Raw genomic sequence first — 19326 nt, 5'->3', positions numbered from 1 at the left:
CGTCACCTGCTCCCTCAGGAGCCCCTCTGTGCGCCCGGAATTCCTATCCGGTGCCCTTCCCTCCGACGGCCTCGACTGATGACCCTGTAAAGCCGGCGCAGGCTACCGGCGCATGGGAGGTGGCTGACGGGCCCTGAACGCAGAAAAGCCCCGCACCATAAGGTGCGGGGCTTTCCCACAATGATTGTTCGGCGGCGTCCTACTCTCCCACAGGGTCCCCCCTGCAGTACCATCGGCGCTGAAAGGCTTAGCTTCCGGGTTCGGAATGTAACCGGGCGTTTCCCTAACGCAATGACCACCGAAACACTATGAAGTTAACCAACCCGGCAAAGACACAGGTCGTTACTTCAGAACCTACACAGTGGACGCGAGCAACTGAGGACAAGCCCTCGGCCTATTAGTACCAGTCAACTCCACCCGTTACCGGGCTTCCATATCTGGCCTATCAACCCAGTCGTCTACTGGGAGCCTTAACCCCTCAAAGGGGGTGGGAGTCCTCATCTCGAAGCAGGCTTCCCGCTTAGATGCTTTCAGCGGTTATCCTTTCCGAACGTAGCCAACCAGCCATGCCCTTGGCAGGACAACTGGCACACCAGAGGTTCGTCCGTCCCGGTCCTCTCGTACTAGGGACAGCCCTTCTCAAGACTCCTACGCGCACAGCGGATAGGGACCGAACTGTCTCACGACGTTCTAAACCCAGCTCGCGTACCGCTTTAATGGGCGAACAGCCCAACCCTTGGGACCGACTCCAGCCCCAGGATGCGACGAGCCGACATCGAGGTGCCAAACCATCCCGTCGATATGGACTCTTGGGGAAGATCAGCCTGTTATCCCCGGGGTACCTTTTATCCGTTGAGCGACGGCGCTTCCACAAGCCACCGCCGGATCACTAGTCCCTACTTTCGTACCTGCTCGACCCGTCAGTCTCACAGTCAAGCTCCCTTGTGCACTTACACTCAACACCTGATTGCCAACCAGGCTGAGGGAACCTTTGGGCGCCTCCGTTACTCTTTAGGAGGCAACCGCCCCAGTTAAACTACCCACCAGACACTGTCCCTGATCCGGATCACGGACCCAGGTTAGACATCCAGCACGACCAGAGTGGTATTTCAACAATGACTCCACAACCACTGGCGTGGCCGCTTCAAAGTCTCCCACCTATCCTACACAAGCCGAACCGAACACCAATATCAAGCTATAGTAAAGGTCCCGGGGTCTTTCCGTCCTGCTGCGCGAAACGAGCATCTTTACTCGTAATGCAATTTCACCGGGCCTATGGTTGAGACAGTCGAGAAGTCGTTACGCCATTCGTGCAGGTCGGAACTTACCCGACAAGGAATTTCGCTACCTTAGGATGGTTATAGTTACCACCGCCGTTTACTGGCGCTTAAGTTCTCAGCTTCGCCAACCCGAAAGTTGACTAACCGGTCCCCTTAACGTTCCAGCACCGGGCAGGCGTCAGTCCGTATACATCGCCTTACGGCTTCGCACGGACCTGTGTTTTTAGTAAACAGTCGCTTCTCGCTGGTCTCTGCGGCCACCACCAGCTCAGAGTGCAAGACTCATCACCAGCAATGGCCCCCCTTCTCCCGAAGTTACGGGGGCATTTTGCCGAGTTCCTTAACCATAGTTCACCCGAACGCCTCGGTATTCTCTACCTGACCACCTGAGTCGGTTTAGGGTACGGGCCGCCATGAAACTCGCTAGAGGCTTTTCTCGACAGCATAGGATCATCCACTTCACCACAATCGGCTCGGCATCAGGTCTCACCCTCAAGTCATCCGGATTTGCCTAGATGACGGGCTACACCCTTACCCCGGGACAACCACCGCCCGGGCTGGACTACCTTCCTGCGTCACCCCATCGCTTACCTACTACCACCTTGGATCGGCGGCTCCACCACGTCCCTTTGTCCGAAGACTCCAGGCCGGCTTCACGGCCTTAGCATTAATGGATTCGATATTGGGCGTTTCAAAGCGGGTACCGGAATATCAACCGGTTGTCCATCGACTACGCCTGTCGGCCTCGCCTTAGGTCCCGACTTACCCTGGGCAGATCAGCTTGACCCAGGAACCCTTAGTCAATCGGCGCACACGTTTCCCACGTGTGTATCGCTACTCATGCCTGCATTCTCACTCGTGAACCGTCCACAACTCGTTTCCACGGCTGCTTCACCCGGCACACGACGCTCCCCTACCCATCACAGCCTCCGTTAGGAGTATTACTGCAATGACACGACTTCGGCGGTGTGCTTGAGCCCCGCTACATTGTCGGCGCGGAATCACTTGACCAGTGAGCTATTACGCACTCTTTCAAGGATGGCTGCTTCTAAGCCAACCTCCTGGTTGTCTCTGCGACTCCACATCCTTTCCCACTTAGCACACGCTTAGGGGCCTTAGTCGATGCTCTGGGCTGTTTCCCTCTCGACCATGGAGCTTATCCCCCACAGTCTCACTGCCGCGCTCTCACTTACCGGCATTCGGAGTTTGGCTAAGGTCAGTAACCCGGTAGGGCCCATCGCCTATCCAGTGCTCTACCTCCGGCAAGAAACACACGACGCTGCACCTAAATGCATTTCGGGGAGAACCAGCTATCACGGAGTTTGATTGGCCTTTCACCCCTAACCACAGGTCATCCCCCAGGTTTTCAACCCTGGTGGGTTCGGTCCTCCACGAAGTCTTACCTCCGCTTCAACCTGCCCATGGCTAGATCACTCCGCTTCGGGTCTTGGGCACGCTACTCAACGCCCTATTCGGACTCGCTTTCGCTACGGCTTCCCCACACGGGTTAACCTCGCAACATACCGCAAACTCGCAGGCTCATTCTTCAAAAGGCACGCAGTCACGACGCAGAGACAAGTCTCTGCGCGACGCTCCCACGGCTTGTAGGCACACGGTTTCAGGTACTATTTCACTCCGCTCCCGCGGTACTTTTCACCATTCCCTCACGGTACTATCCGCTATCGGTCACCAGGGAATATTTAGGCTTAACGGGTGGTCCCGCCAGATTCACACGGGATTTCTCGGGCCCCGTGCTACTTGGGTGGTTCTCAAGCAAGCCGTTGATGTTTCAGCTACGGGGGTCTTACCCTCTACGCCGGACCTTTCGCATGTCCTTCGCCTACACCAACGGTTTCTGACTTGCCTCACAGCCGGCAGACTGCAAAAGAGAACTCCCACAACCCCAACCACGCAACCCCTGCCGGGTATCACACGTGACTGGTTTGGCCTCATCCGGTTTCGCTCGCCACTACTCCCGGAATCACGGTTGTTTTCTCTTCCTGCGGGTACTGAGATGTTTCACTTCCCCGCGTTCCCTCCACACTGCCTATGTGTTCAGCAGCGGGTGACAGCCCATGACGACTGCCGGGTTTCCCCATTCGGACACCCCCGGATCAAAGCTCGGTTGACAGCTCCCCGGGGCCTATCGTGGCCTCCCACGTCCTTCATCGGTTCCTGGTGCCAAGGCATCCACCGTGCGCCCTTAAAAACTTGGCCACAGATGCTCGCGTCCACTGTGCAGTTCTCAAGCAACGACCAGCCACCCACCACCCCAACCCGAAGGCTGAGTTCACTGGGGCCGGCATCGCGAAGGTCCAGACTCACAGTCCGTACCCTCAGATACCCAACAGCGCGCCCGGCCCACTCCATCAATCCCCACGTTCCACGCCGAAGCAGTACTAGTGACAACCAATCAAGTGCGCCGAATAGTCAACGTTCCACCCATGAGCTAACCACCGTCGAACATTTGCCGACGTAGTGGCTCTGGATCTCTTGCGAGATCTAGATGCTCCTTAGAAAGGAGGTGATCCAGCCGCACCTTCCGGTACGGCTACCTTGTTACGACTTCGTCCCAATCGCCAGTCCCACCTTCGACGATTCCCTCCCACAAGGGGTTGGGCCACCGGCTTCGGGTGTTACCGACTTTCGTGACGTGACGGGCGGTGTGTACAAGGCCCGGGAACGTATTCACCGCAGCAATGCTGATCTGCGATTACTAGCAACTCCGACTTCATGGGGTCGAGTTGCAGACCCCAATCCGAACTGAGACCGGCTTTTTGAGATTCGCTCCACCTCGCGGTATCGCAGCTCATTGTACCGGCCATTGTAGCACGTGTGCAGCCCAAGACATAAGGGGCATGATGACTTGACGTCGTCCCCACCTTCCTCCGAGTTGACCCCGGCAGTCTCCTGTGAGTCCCCATCACCCCGAAGGGCATGCTGGCAACACAGAACAAGGGTTGCGCTCGTTGCGGGACTTAACCCAACATCTCACGACACGAGCTGACGACAGCCATGCACCACCTGTACACCGACCACAAGGGGGACCCTGTCTCCAGGGTTTTCCGGTGTATGTCAAGCCTTGGTAAGGTTCTTCGCGTTGCGTCGAATTAAGCCACATGCTCCGCTGCTTGTGCGGGCCCCCGTCAATTCCTTTGAGTTTTAGCCTTGCGGCCGTACTCCCCAGGCGGGGAACTTAATGCGTTAGCTGCGGCACGGACGACGTGGAATGTCGCCCACACCTAGTTCCCAACGTTTACGGCGTGGACTACCAGGGTATCTAATCCTGTTCGCTCCCCACGCTTTCGCTCCTCAGCGTCAGTATCGGCCCAGAGATCCGCCTTCGCCACCGGTGTTCCTCCTGATATCTGCGCATTTCACCGCTACACCAGGAATTCCGATCTCCCCTACCGAACTCTAGCCTGCCCGTATCGAATGCAGACCCGGGGTTAAGCCCCGGGCTTTCACATCCGACGTGACAAGCCGCCTACGAGCTCTTTACGCCCAATAATTCCGGACAACGCTTGCGCCCTACGTATTACCGCGGCTGCTGGCACGTAGTTAGCCGGCGCTTCTTCTGCAGGTACCGTCACTTTCGCTTCTTCCCTGCTGAAAGAGGTTTACAACCCGAAGGCCGTCATCCCTCACGCGGCGTCGCTGCATCAGGCTTTCGCCCATTGTGCAATATTCCCCACTGCTGCCTCCCGTAGGAGTCTGGGCCGTGTCTCAGTCCCAGTGTGGCCGGTCGCCCTCTCAGGCCGGCTACCCGTCGTCGCCTTGGTAGGCCATCACCCCACCAACAAGCTGATAGGCCGCGGGCTCATCCTTCACCGCCGGAGCTTTCCACCACCAGACCATGCGGTCGGTAGTCGTATCCGGTATTAGACCCCGTTTCCAGGGCTTGTCCCAGAGTGAAGGGCAGATTGCCCACGTGTTACTCACCCGTTCGCCACTAATCCCCTCCCGAAGGAGGTTCATCGTTCGACTTGCATGTGTTAAGCACGCCGCCAGCGTTCGTCCTGAGCCAGGATCAAACTCTCCGTGAATGTTTACCCGTAATCGGGTCAACACACACGAGAGCGGAACGAGTGGGCGGAATAAGCCCTCTCGTTCACAGCGTCCTCGCTGTGTGTGCCACCCCGACCGCATGGGCCGTGGTGGGCTTTTCAAAGGAACCTCATCCTCCGGAGTGTTTCCGGTGGACGGGGTATCAACATATCTGGCGTTGACTTTTGGCACGCTGTTGAGTTCTCAAGGAACGGACGCTTCCTTTGTGCCTGTTTCACCAGGCTCTCCGGGCGCTTCCCTTCGGTCTTGCGTTTCCGACTCTATCAGATCCTCGCTGGCCCGATTTTCGCCGGTGCGTTTCCGCCTTTCGGCTTCTTCGCGTTTCCAACCGTACCAGATCTGTTTCCGTCTCTGGCCCCCTGTTGGAGCGGGGTCGGCCGTTTCGCTTTCGCTTTTCGGCCTTTCCGACTCTATCAGAAGCGATTTCGGTCCGTTGCCGGTCTGAATTCGATTCCGATTACCTGTCGGAGAGGTTTCGCGCCTTTCGGCGTGATCACTACTTTAGCGGAATCCCTCGGCGGCTCATAATCGAGTCCCGGTCCGAATTTCGGCATGCCGAAATTGTTCCCGGTGAGGGGCCGTTCGGTAGTGGTGTGCCGCTGAAGCGGCGGGATGGCTGCCGTGGGGCCTGTCGGCTCCGTGGCAACTCGAATAAGTTACACGATCCTACGGGTGCGGCACGACTTGGGGGGCACTTCCGCGGTGGTTCGGGCTGTCCCGGGCCGCTAGGTCGCCGGACCACCAGGTCACCGGGGCACCAGGTCACCGGGGCACCCACAAGGCAGGGGCACTCCGATGACCTGTCCCGGGTCAGCGCACTCGCAGTGGTAGGCCGCCTGCGAGGGGGACTGCGAGGGACGCCTTGAGCGTTGGTGCTGTCCCCTCCCACTCCGCTGAAGGTTTCGGCGCTCTCGAGGAGTTGCGCCGAGGCCCGGCGTTGCGGCGGCGGCGACCAACAGCGCCTCGACGGTCTCGGCGGCCCCGTCAGAAGAGCCGGAGCAGGCAGACGAGGGAACCGCCTGAGACACCACAAGAGCCGGGCGTCGCGAGCGCCATTTCAGCGTCGCAATCACAAGACCGCAGGTCAGGCGCCCTTAGCTGCCCGCTCCAGCACCACAACGCACTCCACATGGTGCGTCATCGGAAACAAATCAAACGCCCGCATCCGGCGCGGTGCATACCCCGCCTCGGCGAAGTACTTGAGGTCGCGGGCGAGGGCGGCCGGGTCGCAGGCTACGTAGGCGATGCGGCGGGGGGTGAGGGAGGCGAGGTGGGTGACGGTTTTCTTGCCGGCGCCGGCGCGGGGTGGGTCGAGGACGACGAGGTCGACGTCGGTGATGCCGGTGCGGGGCAGGATCTGGTCGACCTTGCCGTGTTCGATGCGGACGCGGTCGAGGTCCTCGAGGTTGTGGCGGGCGTCCTCGACGGCGCGCTTGCCGGATTCGATGCCGAGGACCGCGCCCTTGTCTCCGACGCGTTCGGCGAGGGCGCCGGCGAAGAGGCCGACGCCGCAGTAGAGGTCGAGGGCCATGTCGCCCTTCTTGGGCATCAGGCCCTGCATGACGGCCTCGACCAGGAGGTCGGCGGCCTTCGGGTGGACCTGCCAGAAGCCGCCGTTGCCGACGCGCCAGGTGCGGCCGGCGGCACGTTCGCGGACGAAGGGGCGGCCGTGGACGCGGTGCACGCCGCCGTCCTTCTCCCCGACCCTCATGACCGAGACCGGCTTGTCGAGTTCGACGATGGGGAGGCGGCCGCCGGGGCGGGGGGTGAGGATGACCTGGCGGTCGTGGGAGCCGGTGGCGGCGATCGCCTCGACGGTGGCGATCTGCGGCCATTCGCGCTGCTCGATGCCGAGTTCGGAGACACCGGGGGCGGCGATCATGCAGTGGGTGACCGGCTCGATGTCGTGGGAGCGGTGCTTGCGCAGGCCCGCGTGGCCGTCGGCGTCCACCGCGTACTGGACGCGGGTGCGCCAGGCGGGTACCTCGCCCTTGGCGACCTTGTCGCCTGGGGCGGGCTCGACGGTGCCGTCCCAGCCCGCTTCCTCGGGCGAGAGGCCGGCCAGCCGCTCCAGCTGTTCGGCGATGACCGAGGACTTCAGGCGGCGCTGGGCGCCGGGCGCGGCGTGCTGCCAGTCGCAGCCGCCGCAGCGGCCGGGGCCGGAGAAGGGGCAGGGGGCCTCGACCCTGTCCTTGGAGGCCTCCAGGATCGAGACGGCGTCGGTGCGCAGGAAGCGGGCGCCCTCCTCGCCGTCGGTGACGCGGGCGATGACGCGTTCGCCGGGCAGCGCATGCCGTACGAAGAGGACCTGGCCCTCGTCGGTGCGGGCGACGCAGTGGCCACCGTGGGCGACCGGGCCGACCTCGACCTCGTACTCCTCGCCGACCAGCGACTTCTTGGGTTCTGCCTGCATGGCGGGAGGGCTCCTGGGGTGGGGTGGTGCCGGGGCGGTACGGCGGGACGCCGACCGTCAAGTCTACGGCCCGGCGTGCGGTGCCTCGGTCGGTGCGGTGCCCCGGTCGGCACAGGGCCCGCCGTGTGGCTCCCGGCCCGTGGGTGCCCGGTCGGCACGGTGCCCTGGGCGGCACGGTGCCCCGGTCCGTGCGTGCGTGCAGTTCCGTGCGGCACCCCGGCCCGTGCGGTGCGTGCCGACCAGGCGGTGCCCCGGCCCGTGCGCCGTCGGGGGCGCCGAGGCCCCGCCTGGTCGGCACGGGCGCCGTCGCCCGCCCGCCCGCCCGGCACACCCGCTCCCTCCGGCCAGGGCGGTGCCGTAGCCCCAGCCTCTCGCCCCGTAGCAGCCCCTACTTCATGGTGGCTGCCTTCTCCTTCTTCGGCTGGGCGACCGGGCCACGGCGGACCGCGCCCGGAGCGTTCCACTCGGCGCGCTTGCGGGCGCGCTTCTTGGCGGCCTCGGAGGAGTCCAGCTGCCAGGGCACGGAGGTGACCATGACGCCGGGGGTGAAGAGGAGGCGTCCCTTGAGGCGGAGTGCGGACTGGTTGTGGAGGAGGTGTTCGTACCAGTGGCCGACGACGTACTCCGGGATGTAGACGGAGACGGCGGCGCGCGGGCTCTGCCGGCGCAGCGACTTCACATAGTCGATGATCGGCCGGGTGATCTCGCGGTACGGGGAGGCCAGGACCTTCAGCGGCACCTCGATGCCGCGGCGCTCCCACTCCTCCCGCAGGGCCTTGGTGTCGGCCTGGTCGACGTCCACGCTGACCGCTTCGAGGGTGTCGGAGCGCATCAGCTTGGCGTAGTTCAGGGCGCGCAGGGTGGGCTTGTGCACCTTGGAGACCAGGACGAGGGAGTGCACCCGGGAGGGGCGGACCACATCGTCGTCGGGGGTGTCCTCGGCGGCGATCTCGTCGGCGACCCGGTCGTAGTGGCGGCGGATCGCGGACATCGTCACGAAGAAGATGACCATGCCGAGCAGGGCCACCCAGGCACCGTGGGTGAACTTCGTCAGGAGGACGACCACGAGGACCAGGCCGGTGAAGAAGGCGCCGAAGGCGTTGATGGCGCGCGAGCGGTGCATACGGCGGCGCTTGGCGGGGTCCTTCTCGGTGATCAGATGGCGGTTCCAGTGACGGACCATGCCGATCTGGCTGAGTGTGAAGGAGACGAAGACGCCGACGATGTAGAGCTGGATGAGGCGGGTGGAGTCCGCGCCGTAGAGGTAGACCAGGATCGCGGCGGCGCCGGCCAGCAGGACGATGCCGTTGGAGAACGCCAGGCGGTCACCGCGGGTGTGCAGCTGGCGCGGCAGATAGCGGTCCTGGGCGAGGATCGAGCCGAGCAGCGGGAAGCCGTTGTAGGCGGTGTTGGCGGCCAGGAACAGCACCAGCGCGGTGGCGGCGGCGAGCACGACGAACAGCAGGCTGCCCTTGCCGAAGACCGCCTCGGCCACCTGCGAGATGACCGGGTTCTGGGTGTAGTCGGCGCCGACCGGCTTGCCGTGGTCGAGCAGGTCCTTGGCGGGGGTCTCGGCCATCCTGACGTTGGTGGCCATCGCGAGGCCGATGATGCCGCAGAACATGGTGACGGCCAGCCCGCCCATGAGGGCCAGGGTGGTCGCGGCGTTCTTGGACTTCGGCTTGCGGAAGGCCGGCACACCGTTGGAGATCGCCTCGACGCCGGTGAGCGCGGCACAGCCGGAGGAGAAGGCGCGCAGCATCAGGAAGATCAGCGCGAAGCCGGCCAGGCCGCCCTGTTCGGCGTGGATGGTGTAGTCGGCGGTGGGAGCCTTCATGGTGTCGCCCATGACGGCGCCGCGGATCACACCCCAGATGATCATGATGAAGACGCCGGCCACGAAGACATAGGTCGGGATCGCGAAGAGCTTGCCCGATTCCTTGACGCCACGCAGGTTCATCAGCGTCAGCAGCACGATGATGCCGATCGCGCACAGGGTCTTGTGCTCGACGACGAACGGGATCGCGGAGCCCAGGTTCTCCACTCCGGAGGAGATGGAGACCGCGACGGTCAGCACATAGTCGACGAGCAGGGCGCTGGCGACGGTGAGACCGGCCTTGGGACCGAGGTTGGTGTTGGCCACCTCGTAGTCGCCGCCGCCGCTCGGGTAGGCGTGCACGTTCTGCCGGTACGACGCGACGACGGTGAACATCAGCACCACGACCGCGACCGCGATCCAGGGGCTGAAGCTGTACGCAGACACACCCGCGACGGACAGGACGAGCAGCACCTCGCCCGGCGCATAGGCCACGGAGGACAGCGGGTCGGAGGCGAAGACGGGGAGTGCGATGCGCTTGGGAAGCAGGGTTTCCCCGAGCTTGTCGCTGCGCAGTGCGCGCCCGATCAAGATCCGTTTGGGCACGTCGGTCAGTTTGGACACGCAGAGGATGCTAAGCCTTCGTCAAGGTCTGCGCCCACCCGCTCCCCGCACGGTCTGTGGCGTGGAGGAGCAGAGCGGGGCGGCCGGGGCGCGTCCGGCCTGCTGAGGGGCGCGCGCCAGGCCACGCCTCCACAGGATCCGCACGTCACACGCACGGCACGACCTCGTCAGGGCGCCGTGAGGACGCCGTGCGGACGCCGTCAGGGCGCCTTCGTGGCATTCGTCACGGGGGCGTCGGTGCCTTCACAGGGCGCGACTCCGAGGTGACAGCGGGGTGACAGCGAGGTGGCGGGGCGGGCGGTCGGGGCGGGTGAGCAGGGGCCCTCGTGCCCGGGCGTGCGGTGGGCGCCGCGGCGTCGGCCGGCGGGGAGCGCGTCACCCCCGCCCCCGGCCGCTCCTGCCGGACGGGTCACCCCTGCCGGACGCCGCTCGGCCGGGCCGCGGCCGCCGGCGGGTTACGGACGTGCAGATCGCCCAGTCCCTGCCGGGTGGCGACCAGCAGCACCCGGTCCTGCGGCCGCAGGACATAGTCGTCGCCGAGCTCGTGCACCAGCCGCGCCGGGGTGCGCTCCTCGGCCGGCGGGGGCGTGGCGGCGGCGCCCGCGGCGTCCGGCTCCGGGTCGTCGGGTGCGGAGGTGTCGACCGCCAGCACCCGCAGCCGCCCCGGCCGCAGCACCTCGGCGACCGTACGGCCCTCCAGCGCGGCATGGCCCCGTGCCTCCACCCGGGCGATCAGCAGGACCCGGCGCTCGACCGGAATGGCCCCGAGGATCTGGCGCCCCATCATCGCGCCGGCGAAGGCGGGTGCGGCCAGGTAGGTGACGCTCCGGCTGCGGGTCAGCGCCCCTGGGTGCGCGGCACGCAGGGTGCGGTAGACGGCGGTGGCGAACCGGTCGTCGAACAGCCGCAGTGTCACCCGTAGCCGGGGACTGACCGAGCGTGCGTAGAGGGCGGCCTCCAGATTCGTGGTGTCCTCGCTGGTCAGGGCGAGCAGAGTGGCCGCCCGGTCGATCATCGCGGCTTCCAGGACGCCTTCCTGTGTGACGTCCCCCAGGACGGTCGGCACCCGCAGCCGGCGGGCCAGGGCAACGCCCCGTGCCTCCGGGTCCCCCTCGATGCACACCACGGGGATGCCCATCTCGTGCAGCCGCGCCAGTACCCGGGTGCCGACCTTGCCGAGGCCCAGCAGCACCACATGGCCCGACAGCCCGCGCGGCGGACGGCGCAGCGCCGAGGCGCTGCGGAAGGTGCCGAGCCCCTCGAACGCCGCCGCGACCAGCACCGGCAGCAGCAACAGCCCGGTCAGCCCGGACAGCAGCTGCAGCACCTTGCGGGGCGCCGGATCGTTGATCGCCGGCTCGTTGATCGCGAAGAGGTCCAGCAGCGAGAGGTAGACGGCGTGCACCGGGTCCTCGCCCAGGGTCAGGGAGGACGCGACGGCCAGCGCCAGCACCGCACCGACGACCCCGCCCAGGGACCAGCGCAGCCGCCGGGAGAAGAGGGACGCGAGCGGGGCGCCCCGGCCCCGGAGCCATCGGCGGCGTACCGGGCGGCCCGTATAGGAGACGGTCTCCAGGACGACGGTGCCGCAGCCGACGGCGGCCGCGGCCGCCGCATCGTCCGGCAGGAGGACGGGCCCCTCGTCACCGGCCGCCGAACCGGGCGCGTCCGCCGGGTCGTTGGCGGACGCGGAGAGCAGCGCCAGGGTGCACAACCCGGGGGCGCCGGGCCGGCCGGGCGGCACCGGCGTACGCTCCGCGGCCCGCAGCAGCAGCCCGTCCGCCTCGATGACCTTGCTGGTACCGGCGACCGCGGCGCCCGCCAGCGCGGGGGCCACGGTGTCGGCGTCGGACAGCACGGTCGTGGAGGCGTCGACGCCCTCCGCGTCCCCGCCCTCTTCTAAGTCCAGCGCGGCGACCGCCGCCGCCTGGTCGAGCAACTCCTCCAGATGCTGGCCGAGTTTGCGGTTGTAGAGCCGGATGACCAGCCGCAGCCGGGGGTTGAGACGGCGGGCGCGCAGCGCGGCATGGATGTTGAGCTCATCGTCGTCATAGACCAGAGCCAGCGCGCCCGCCCCGGCGATACCGGCCTCGCTCAGCGCCGCGTCGTCCGGCTGCGCCGCCTCCAGGATCCGTACCGTCTCCTCCGGTGGCTCCGCACCGTCCCCGGGCGCCTCGGACCCGGGTGACGACGGACGCACCATCGCCGCCGACATCCGGCCCAGCAGCGCGCCGGCCCGGCCGAGCGCGCGGGCCGGGGGCGGAATGCGGGGGCGGTGCGGCTCCCGGGCGGAGGGGACGACGAGCGTCACCCGTTCGCCGTAGACGTCCCGGAGTTCGGCGGCCAGACGATGGGCCAGCGCATCGTCGCCGCAGACCACCATGTGCGAGGTGTAGGAGCCCTGTTGGGGCTGGAGAGGCAGGTTGGGCACACCTCGTAGCGTGCCTTACGGGCCCGGCGCGGCGCAGCCCGGCACGGGATGCCGTCACACCGGCGGTGCGGACCCGCTGTGGACCGCTGCCCACCGCGCCCCTTACCGGAACCGCCATTACGGCTACGGTTGTACCGGACCACGGTGCGCCCGGCGCTCCCGCTGACGCACCCGGTCCTGTCACGAGCCGTGGCTTCGTGTCGCCGGTACTGGGAGAAGAAGGTAGTGAGCAGGGTGTTTGTGCAGGTCAGCGCGCTAGTACAGGGCACGGGGTAATCAGCATGCACATCGTCATCATGGGGTGCGGGCGGGTGGGCTCCGCGCTCGCGCAGACCCTGGAGAGCCAGGGTCACACCATCGCGGTGGTCGACCAGGACCCGACCGCGTTCCGCCGCCTGGGCTCGTCCTTCGGCGGCCGCCGGGTGACCGGCGTCGGCTTCGACCAGGACACCCTGCGCGAGGCCGGTATCGAGGAGGCGGGTGCCTTCGCGGCCGTCTCCAGTGGTGACAACTCGAACATCATCGCCGCCCGGGTGGCCCGCGAGATGTTCGGTGTCGAGAATGTCGCGGCCCGTATTTACGACCCTCGCCGCGCCGAGGTCTACCAGCGCCTGGGCATCCCCACCGTCGCCACCGTCCGCTGGACGGCCGACCAGATGCTGCGCCGGCTGCTGCCGTCGGGCGCCGAGCCGCTGTGGCGCGACCCGAGCGGCGGCGTCCAGCTCGCCGAGGTGCACACCGCCGCCTCCTGGGTGGGGCACAAGATCAGCACCCTGCAGGAGGAGACCGGCGTCCGCGTCGCCTTCCTCACCCGACTGGGCGAGGCGATGCTGCCGACCTCACAGACGGTGCTGCAGGAAGGCGACCTGGTGCACGTGATGATGCGCACCGACGAGGTCGAGAAGGTCGAAGCGGCATTCGCCACGGGTCCTGAGGGGGCGCACGCATGAGGGTCGCAATCGCGGGCGCCGGCGCGGTGGGCCGTTCCATCGCCGGGGAGCTCCTGGAAAACGGGCACGAGATCCTGCTCATCGACAAGGCGCCGACCGCCATCTCGGTCGAGCGGGTGCCGCTGGCGGAGTGGCTGCTGGCCGACGCCTGTGAGATCACCTCGCTCGACGAGGCGGCGCTGCAGCGCTGCAACGTCGTCATCGCGGCGACCGGCGACGACAAGGTCAACCTCGTCGTGTCGCTGCTCGCCAAGACCGAGTACGGCGTGCCGCGGGTGGTCGCTCGGGTCAACAACCCGAAGAACGAGTGGCTGTTCAACGAGTCCTGGGGCGTCGATGTCGCGGTCTCCACACCGCGTCTGATGTCGGCCCTGGTCGAGGAGGCGGTGAGCGTCGGCGATCTCGTACGGCTGCTGCGCTTCAGCCACGGTGACGCCAACCTCGTCGAGCTGACGCTGCCCCCGGAGGCCGCGCTGGCCGGTACCCGGGTCGGCGATGTCGAGTGGCCCGAGGACACCTCCCTGGTCACGATCATCCGCGGTACGCGGGTGCTCACGCCCAACAAGGAGGACGCGCTGGAGGCCGGCGACGAGCTGCTGTTCGTGGCGGCGCAGTCGCGCGAGGAGCAGCTGGAGGATCTGCTGTCGATGCGGCGCGAGGACGCGTAGCGACGGCGGCGGCGCCCCGGCGCGCGGCGGACGGCCGGCGCGGGGGCGCACCCACCGGTGGCAACGACGCCGGGGCCCAGGAACCAAGCGGTTCCCGGGCCCCGGCGTTCGTGTGGGTGCCTGCCGTCAGCGGCGGTGGCGCGGTCCGCGCGGACGCTCCGTGGCGGCCTCCGCGGCGCTCCCGGCCGTCAGATCCGGTGGCAGGTCGACGGCGGCCCGGTCGAGCGTCTCGCGCTCGCCACGGCGCCGCTCCTCGGCCTCCTGCTCGGCCTTCTCCTTCGCCTCCATCTCCGCGAAGACATCGATCGGCGCCGGCGCCTTCGCCAGGAAGACCCAGGTGAGATAGACCGCCAGCAGGAACGGCGGGATCTTCAGCGCGATCAGCACCCAGCCGAGCTGGGTGGTGTCCGCCCACCAGTACAGCGGGAAGAGGATCGCGCACTTGGCGAGCAGGATCAGCCCCCAGGCCCAGCTGGCCTTCGCGTAGGCCTTCTTCCGGCCCGGGTTACGGGTGCGCCAGGAGAGGTTCTCCTTGAACACCGGTCCCAGGATCAGCCCGATCAGCGGGACGCCGGCGAGCGTGGTGAGGATGTAGGCGAAGGCCAGCCCGAGGGTGTAGAGCATGCCCGGCAGGTAGAAGTCCTTGGCGTTGCCGGTCATCATCGCGAAGACCACGCCGAAGGCCACCCCGAAGACGCCGCTGAAGGCGTGCTTGACGGTGTCCTTGCGGATCAGGCGGGCGGCCGCCAGCACCAGCGAGACGGCCAGCGCGGCGATCGCCGAGAGGTGCAGGTCCTTGTTGATCGTGAAGATCGTGACGAACAACAGGCCGGGGACGACGGTCTCCACCATGCCGCGTACCCCGCCGAACGCCTCGAACAGCGCCGCCTCGGTCACCTGCCTGCCGTCGGGGGCTCCGTCGGCGCCCTGGTCGGGCGAGGCGGGTGGGGGGCCTGCGGAGGCGTCGTGATCGGCCTGCGCGTCAGTCGTCGGTCGGTCGTAAGACGTCACCGGCTACTCCTGTCCGAGCGGTCGGAGTTCGTACTTCGGATTGAAGAGCACCCGGCGTCCGTGGCTCAACGAGACCCGGCCCGAGGCGATGAGCTTGCGGCCCGGCTCTATCCCGACGATGGAGCGGCGTCCGAGCCACACCACGTCGAGCGCGGCGGTGCCGTCGAACAGCTCCGCCTCGAGCGCGGGCACACCGGCGCGTGGCCGCAGCGTGACATGCCGCAGAGTGCCGGTGACCTTCACTATCTGCCGGTCGTCACAGTCGCAGATACGGGTGCATCCCGCGTCCTGCGCATCCTGTTGCAGCTCGGCGGACTGCAACTCCTCCTCGGAGGAGGACAGCCTGTCGAGCAGCCGGCGGAAGCGTCCGGCCGGCTTCTCGGATCGGGTCCCAGCACTCATGGCCCCAGCGTACCGGTGGCCGGGTCCCGGGATCACGGCCCGCACACGGAGTTCGTCCCCACCGCACAAAGCCGCGGCCGGCGCCGGGCGCTACTGCTCGAACCGGTAGCCCATCCCCGGCTCCGTGATGAAGTGCTTCGGATGCGAGGGATCGCTCTCCAGCTTGCGGCGGAGCTGGGCCATGTACACCCGCAGATAGTTGGTCTCGGTGCCGTACGAGGGCCCCCAGACCTCCTGGAGCAGCTGCTTCTGGCTGACCAGCCGGCCCGCGTTGCGGACCAGGACCTCCAGCAGATGCCACTCGGTGGGGGTCAGCCGGATGTCCCGGCCGCCGCGGTTGACCTTCTTCGCGGCGAGATCGACGGAGAAACCTTCCGTCTCCACGATCACCTCGTCCTCGGCCGGCCCGGTCGGCTCGGCCCGGCGCACCGCCGCCCGCAGCCGGGCCAGCAGCTCGTCCATGCCGAACGGCTTGGTGACGTAGTCGTCCGCGCCGGCGTCCAGCGCCTCCACCTTCTCGTCGGAGGTCTGCCGGGCGGAGAGCACCAGGATCGGCACCCTCGTCCAGCCCCGCAGCCCCTTGATCACCTCGACCCCGTCCATATCGGGCAGACCGAGGTCAAGGACGATGACATCGGGGTGGCGGGCGGCGGCGAGTTTGAGGGCGGTGGCCCCGTCGGGGGCGGCGTCGACCTCGTACTTGCGCGCCTTCAGGTTGATCACGAGGGCGCGCACGATCTGCGGCTCGTCATCGACCACAAGCACCCGGTTCACTGGCGTTCTCCTCGTGGTGTCGTCTCCCGGCGGGCCGGGCCCGCCGGGCGTGGGATGAGGGGGATCCGTGCGGCCCGGCTCATGTGGTGGCCTGGGCGGGAAGATCGGGCCTGGCCGGTGGACGGCCGGGCGCGGCCCGGAGGGTCAGGACCATGGTCATCCCGCCTCCCGGGGTGTCCTCGGCGGCGAGCGTGCCGCCCATCGCCTCCGCGAAACCGCGCGCCACGGCCAGTCCCAGGCCCACCCCGGCACCGCGCGGAGCGTCACCGTAGCGCTGGAAGGGCTCGAAGATCCGGTCCTTGGCACTGTCCGGCACACCGGGGCCACGGTCGGCGATGCGCAGCTCCACCCGGTCACCGAGCGCACTGGCCGAGACCAGCACCACCGCACCGTCCGGGCTGTACTTCACGGCGTTCTCGACGAGATTGGCGACCGCGCGTTCCAGCAGCCCCGGATCGACGGCGACGATCGGCAGCTCCTCGGGGATGTCGAGGGTGACACTGCCCTCCGGGACGCCGCCGAGCGCCATCGGCACCACCTCGTCGAGGTCGATCTCCCTGATCAGCGGGGTGACCGTGCCGGTCTGCAGCCGGGACATGTCCAGAAGATTGCCGACGAGATGGTCCAGCCGGTCGGCGCCCGCCTCGATGCCGGCCAGCAGCTCCGCCTCGTCCTCCTGGGACCAGGCGACGTCGTCGGAGCGCAAGGAGGTGACGGAGGCCTTGATGCTCGCCAGCGGGGTCCGCAGGTCATGGCTGACGGCGGCCAGCAACGCGGTCCTGATGCGGTTGCCCTCGGCCAGCTCCCGGGCCCGCTCCGCCTCGCCCACCAGCCGCTGCCGGTCCAGGACGACGGCGGCCTGGGCGGCGAACGCGGCCAGCACCCGGCGATCCTCGGCGGGCAGCACCCGGCCGGTCAGCGCCAGCGCCATGTGGTCACCCACGGGCATGTCGACATCGGCGTCCTCGGGGCGCAGCAGCGGCTTGCCGTGGTCCGTACCGGCCCGGCCCGCACAGGTCCACGGCTCGACATCGCCGGCCCGCTCCAGCAGCGCCACCGTCTCCATCCCGAAGGTCTCGCGTACCCGCTCCAGCAGGGCGTCCAGGGTCGTCTCACCGCGCAGCACACTGCCCGCCAGGAAGGAGAGGATCTCCGACTCGGCGCGCAGCCTGGCGGCCTGGTGGGTGCGGCGGGCCGCGAGATCCACCACGGAGGCGACCGAGACGGCCACCGCGAAGAAGATCACGATGGCGACGAGGTTCTGGGGGTCGCTGACCGTGAGGGTGTGGGTGGGCGGGGTGAAGTAGAAGTTCAGCAGCAGCGAGCCGACCGCGGCCGACGCCAGCGCCGGCAGCTGCCCGCCGAGCAGCGCGGCGACCACCGTCAGGAAGAGGAAGAGCAGGACGTCGTTGGCCAGGCCGGGTCCGTTCGCCATGCTGGTCAGCAGCAGCGAGAGCAGGACGGGTCCGACGACGCCGACGAGCCAGCCGGCGATGATCCGGGTCCGCCCCAGCCGCGCACCGCGCGCCACCGGCAGTCCCCGGCCCTTGGCGACCTCGTCGTGGGTGACGATGTGCACATCGAGATCGGGCCCGGACTCGCGGGCGACCGTCGCGCCCACCCCCGGCCCGAAGATGTACTGCCAGGCCTTGCGGCGACTGGAGCCCAGCACGATCTGGGTGGCGTTGACCCCCCGCGCGAACTCCAGCAGCGCGCTCGGTATGTCGTCGCCGATGACGTGATGGAACGTCCCGCCGAGATCCTCCACCAGGGTGCGCTGGACGGCGAGTTCCTTGGGCGAGGCCGAGGTCAGCCCGTCGCTGCGCGCTATGTAGACGGCGAGCACCTCGCTGCCCGAGCCCTTGGCCGCCATCCGGGCCGCGCGGCGGATCAGCGTGCGCCCCTCCGGCCCGCCGGTCAGTCCGACGACGATGCGCTCCCTCGCCTGCCAGGTGGAGCGGATGGAATGCTCCGCGCGGTACTCCTGCAGATACTCGTCCACCCGGTCGGCGACCCACAGCAGCGCCAGCTCGCGCAGCGCCGTGAGGTTGCCCGGCCGGAAGTAGTTGGACAGGGCGGCGTCCACCTTGTCGGGCTGGTAGATGTTGCCGTGCGCCATCCGGCGGCGGATCGCCTGGGGCGACATATCGACAAGCTCGATCTGATCGGCCCGCCGGACGATCTCATCCGGCACGGTCTCCCGCTGCCGGACACCCGTTATGGACTCGACGACGTCCCCGAGTGACTCCAGGTGCTGGATGTTGACGGTCGAGATCACATCGATCCCCGCTTCCAGCAGCTCCTCGATGTCCTGCCAGCGCTTGCCGTTGCGCGAACCCGGGACGTTGGTGTGCGCCAGCTCGTCGACCAGCGCCACGGCCGGCCCGCGTTCCAGGACCGCATCCACGTCCATCTCGGTGAAAACCGTGCCGCGGTACTCCAGCTCCCGGCGCTGGATCTGCTCCAGCCCGTGCAGCATGACCTCCGTACGGGGCCTGCCATGGTGCTCGACGAACGCCACGACGACATCCGTCCCCCGCTCCACGCGCCGGTGCGCCTCGGACAGCATCGCGTACGTCTTGCCGACGCCCGGTGCCGCGCCGAGATATATCCGTAGCTTGCCGCGTGCCATGGCCCCATTGTCTTACGTGAAGGCCGCCCCCACCGGGCTGAACCTGCTGCGACCCTACCGACCGAACAAGGGGACAAAAGGTGCAGTTGGCTACTTCGGGTTCGGTCTTGACGCGACTCTGATACGGGGGTGGGGGATGGGTGAGGCCTGGGGGCGTGGCGGGTGGGGGCTTTGGGGGAGCGGGGTGGGTGGAGTTTCGGGTGGGTGGTGCGTCGGGGGGCGCGGTCGGGTGCGTGGGGCGAGTGGGGCGAGTGGGG

Annotated in this window: 9 protein-coding genes and 3 rRNA genes; 2 read left to right on the top strand and 10 right to left on the bottom strand. The window is 67.3% G+C overall.

The genetic code is table 11. The annotated features are described in order from the left end of the window. Positions 1-186: 186 nt before the first annotated feature. The 6 genes from rrf to NUT86_RS30405 all read right to left on the bottom strand — a co-directional run bounded on the left by rrf (position 187) and on the right by NUT86_RS30405 (position 12584). Positions 187-303, bottom strand: a 5S ribosomal RNA gene (gene rrf, locus NUT86_RS30430). A 74-nt stretch (positions 304-377) separates the two neighbouring features. Continuing rightward, a 23S ribosomal RNA gene (locus tag NUT86_RS30425) occupies positions 378-3497 on the bottom strand. A gap of 300 nt (positions 3498-3797) precedes the next feature. Next, positions 3798-5326, bottom strand: a 16S ribosomal RNA gene (locus NUT86_RS30420). The 16S, 23S and 5S rRNA genes sit together here, the layout of an rRNA operon. Positions 5327-6432: 1106 nt before the next feature. After that, on the bottom strand, positions 6433-7761 hold the full coding sequence (locus NUT86_RS30415; protein WP_159485738.1) for a class I SAM-dependent RNA methyltransferase: 1329 nt from the start codon (positions 7759-7761) through the stop codon (positions 6433-6435). A gap of 388 nt (positions 7762-8149) precedes the next feature. Beyond that, positions 8150-10201: an APC family permease gene (locus tag NUT86_RS30410; protein ID WP_127153391.1), complete on the bottom strand. Its 2052-nt coding sequence runs from the start codon at positions 10199-10201 to the stop codon at positions 8150-8152. A 409-nt stretch (positions 10202-10610) separates the two neighbouring features. Next, on the bottom strand, positions 10611-12584 hold the full coding sequence (locus NUT86_RS30405; protein WP_274740670.1) for an NAD(P)-binding protein: 1974 nt from the start codon (positions 12582-12584) through the stop codon (positions 10611-10613). Between the two features lie 329 nt (positions 12585-12913). On the opposite strand from NUT86_RS30405, the gene NUT86_RS30400 reads away from it, so the two are divergent. Together NUT86_RS30400 and NUT86_RS30395 are read left to right on the top strand one after the other, a co-directional pair. Further along, positions 12914-13582 (top strand): potassium channel family protein, encoded by a 669-nt coding sequence (locus NUT86_RS30400; RefSeq protein ID WP_018093582.1) that lies wholly within the window; start codon positions 12914-12916, stop codon positions 13580-13582. Beyond that, the gene (locus tag NUT86_RS30395; protein WP_026170356.1) at positions 13579-14250 is read left to right on the top strand and encodes a potassium channel family protein; all 672 of its coding nucleotides are present in this window, start codon (positions 13579-13581) and stop codon (positions 14248-14250) included. Before NUT86_RS30400 ends, NUT86_RS30395 begins: the two co-directional genes overlap by 4 nt. A gap of 126 nt (positions 14251-14376) precedes the next feature. Here NUT86_RS30395 and NUT86_RS30390 read toward each other — a convergent pair whose 3' ends face one another. From NUT86_RS30390 to NUT86_RS30375, 4 genes are all read right to left on the bottom strand, one after another. After that, positions 14377-15261 (bottom strand): DUF3159 domain-containing protein, encoded by an 885-nt coding sequence (locus tag NUT86_RS30390; protein ID WP_266445914.1) that lies wholly within the window; start codon positions 15259-15261, stop codon positions 14377-14379. A gap of 3 nt (positions 15262-15264) precedes the next feature. Further along, on the bottom strand, positions 15265-15663 hold the full coding sequence (locus NUT86_RS30385; RefSeq protein WP_018093579.1) for an OB-fold nucleic acid binding domain-containing protein: 399 nt from the start codon (positions 15661-15663) through the stop codon (positions 15265-15267). Positions 15664-15753: 90 nt separating this feature from the next. Next, complete coding sequence (locus NUT86_RS30380; protein WP_018093578.1) at positions 15754-16437, bottom strand: response regulator; 684 nt, start codon at positions 16435-16437, stop codon at positions 15754-15756. 79 nt (positions 16438-16516) lie between these two features. Continuing rightward, on the bottom strand, positions 16517-19069 hold the full coding sequence (locus NUT86_RS30375; protein WP_018093577.1) for a sensor histidine kinase: 2553 nt from the start codon (positions 19067-19069) through the stop codon (positions 16517-16519). Positions 19070-19326 lie beyond the last annotated feature (257 nt).

The sequence above is a fragment of the Streptomyces sp. G7(2002) genome, assembly GCF_028870195.1.
GTDB classification, from domain to species: Bacteria; Actinomycetota; Actinomycetes; order Streptomycetales; family Streptomycetaceae; genus Streptomyces; species Streptomyces nigrescens.
Note: the sequence above shows the minus strand (reverse complement) of the source record. Positions and strands in the feature narration are given on the sequence as shown.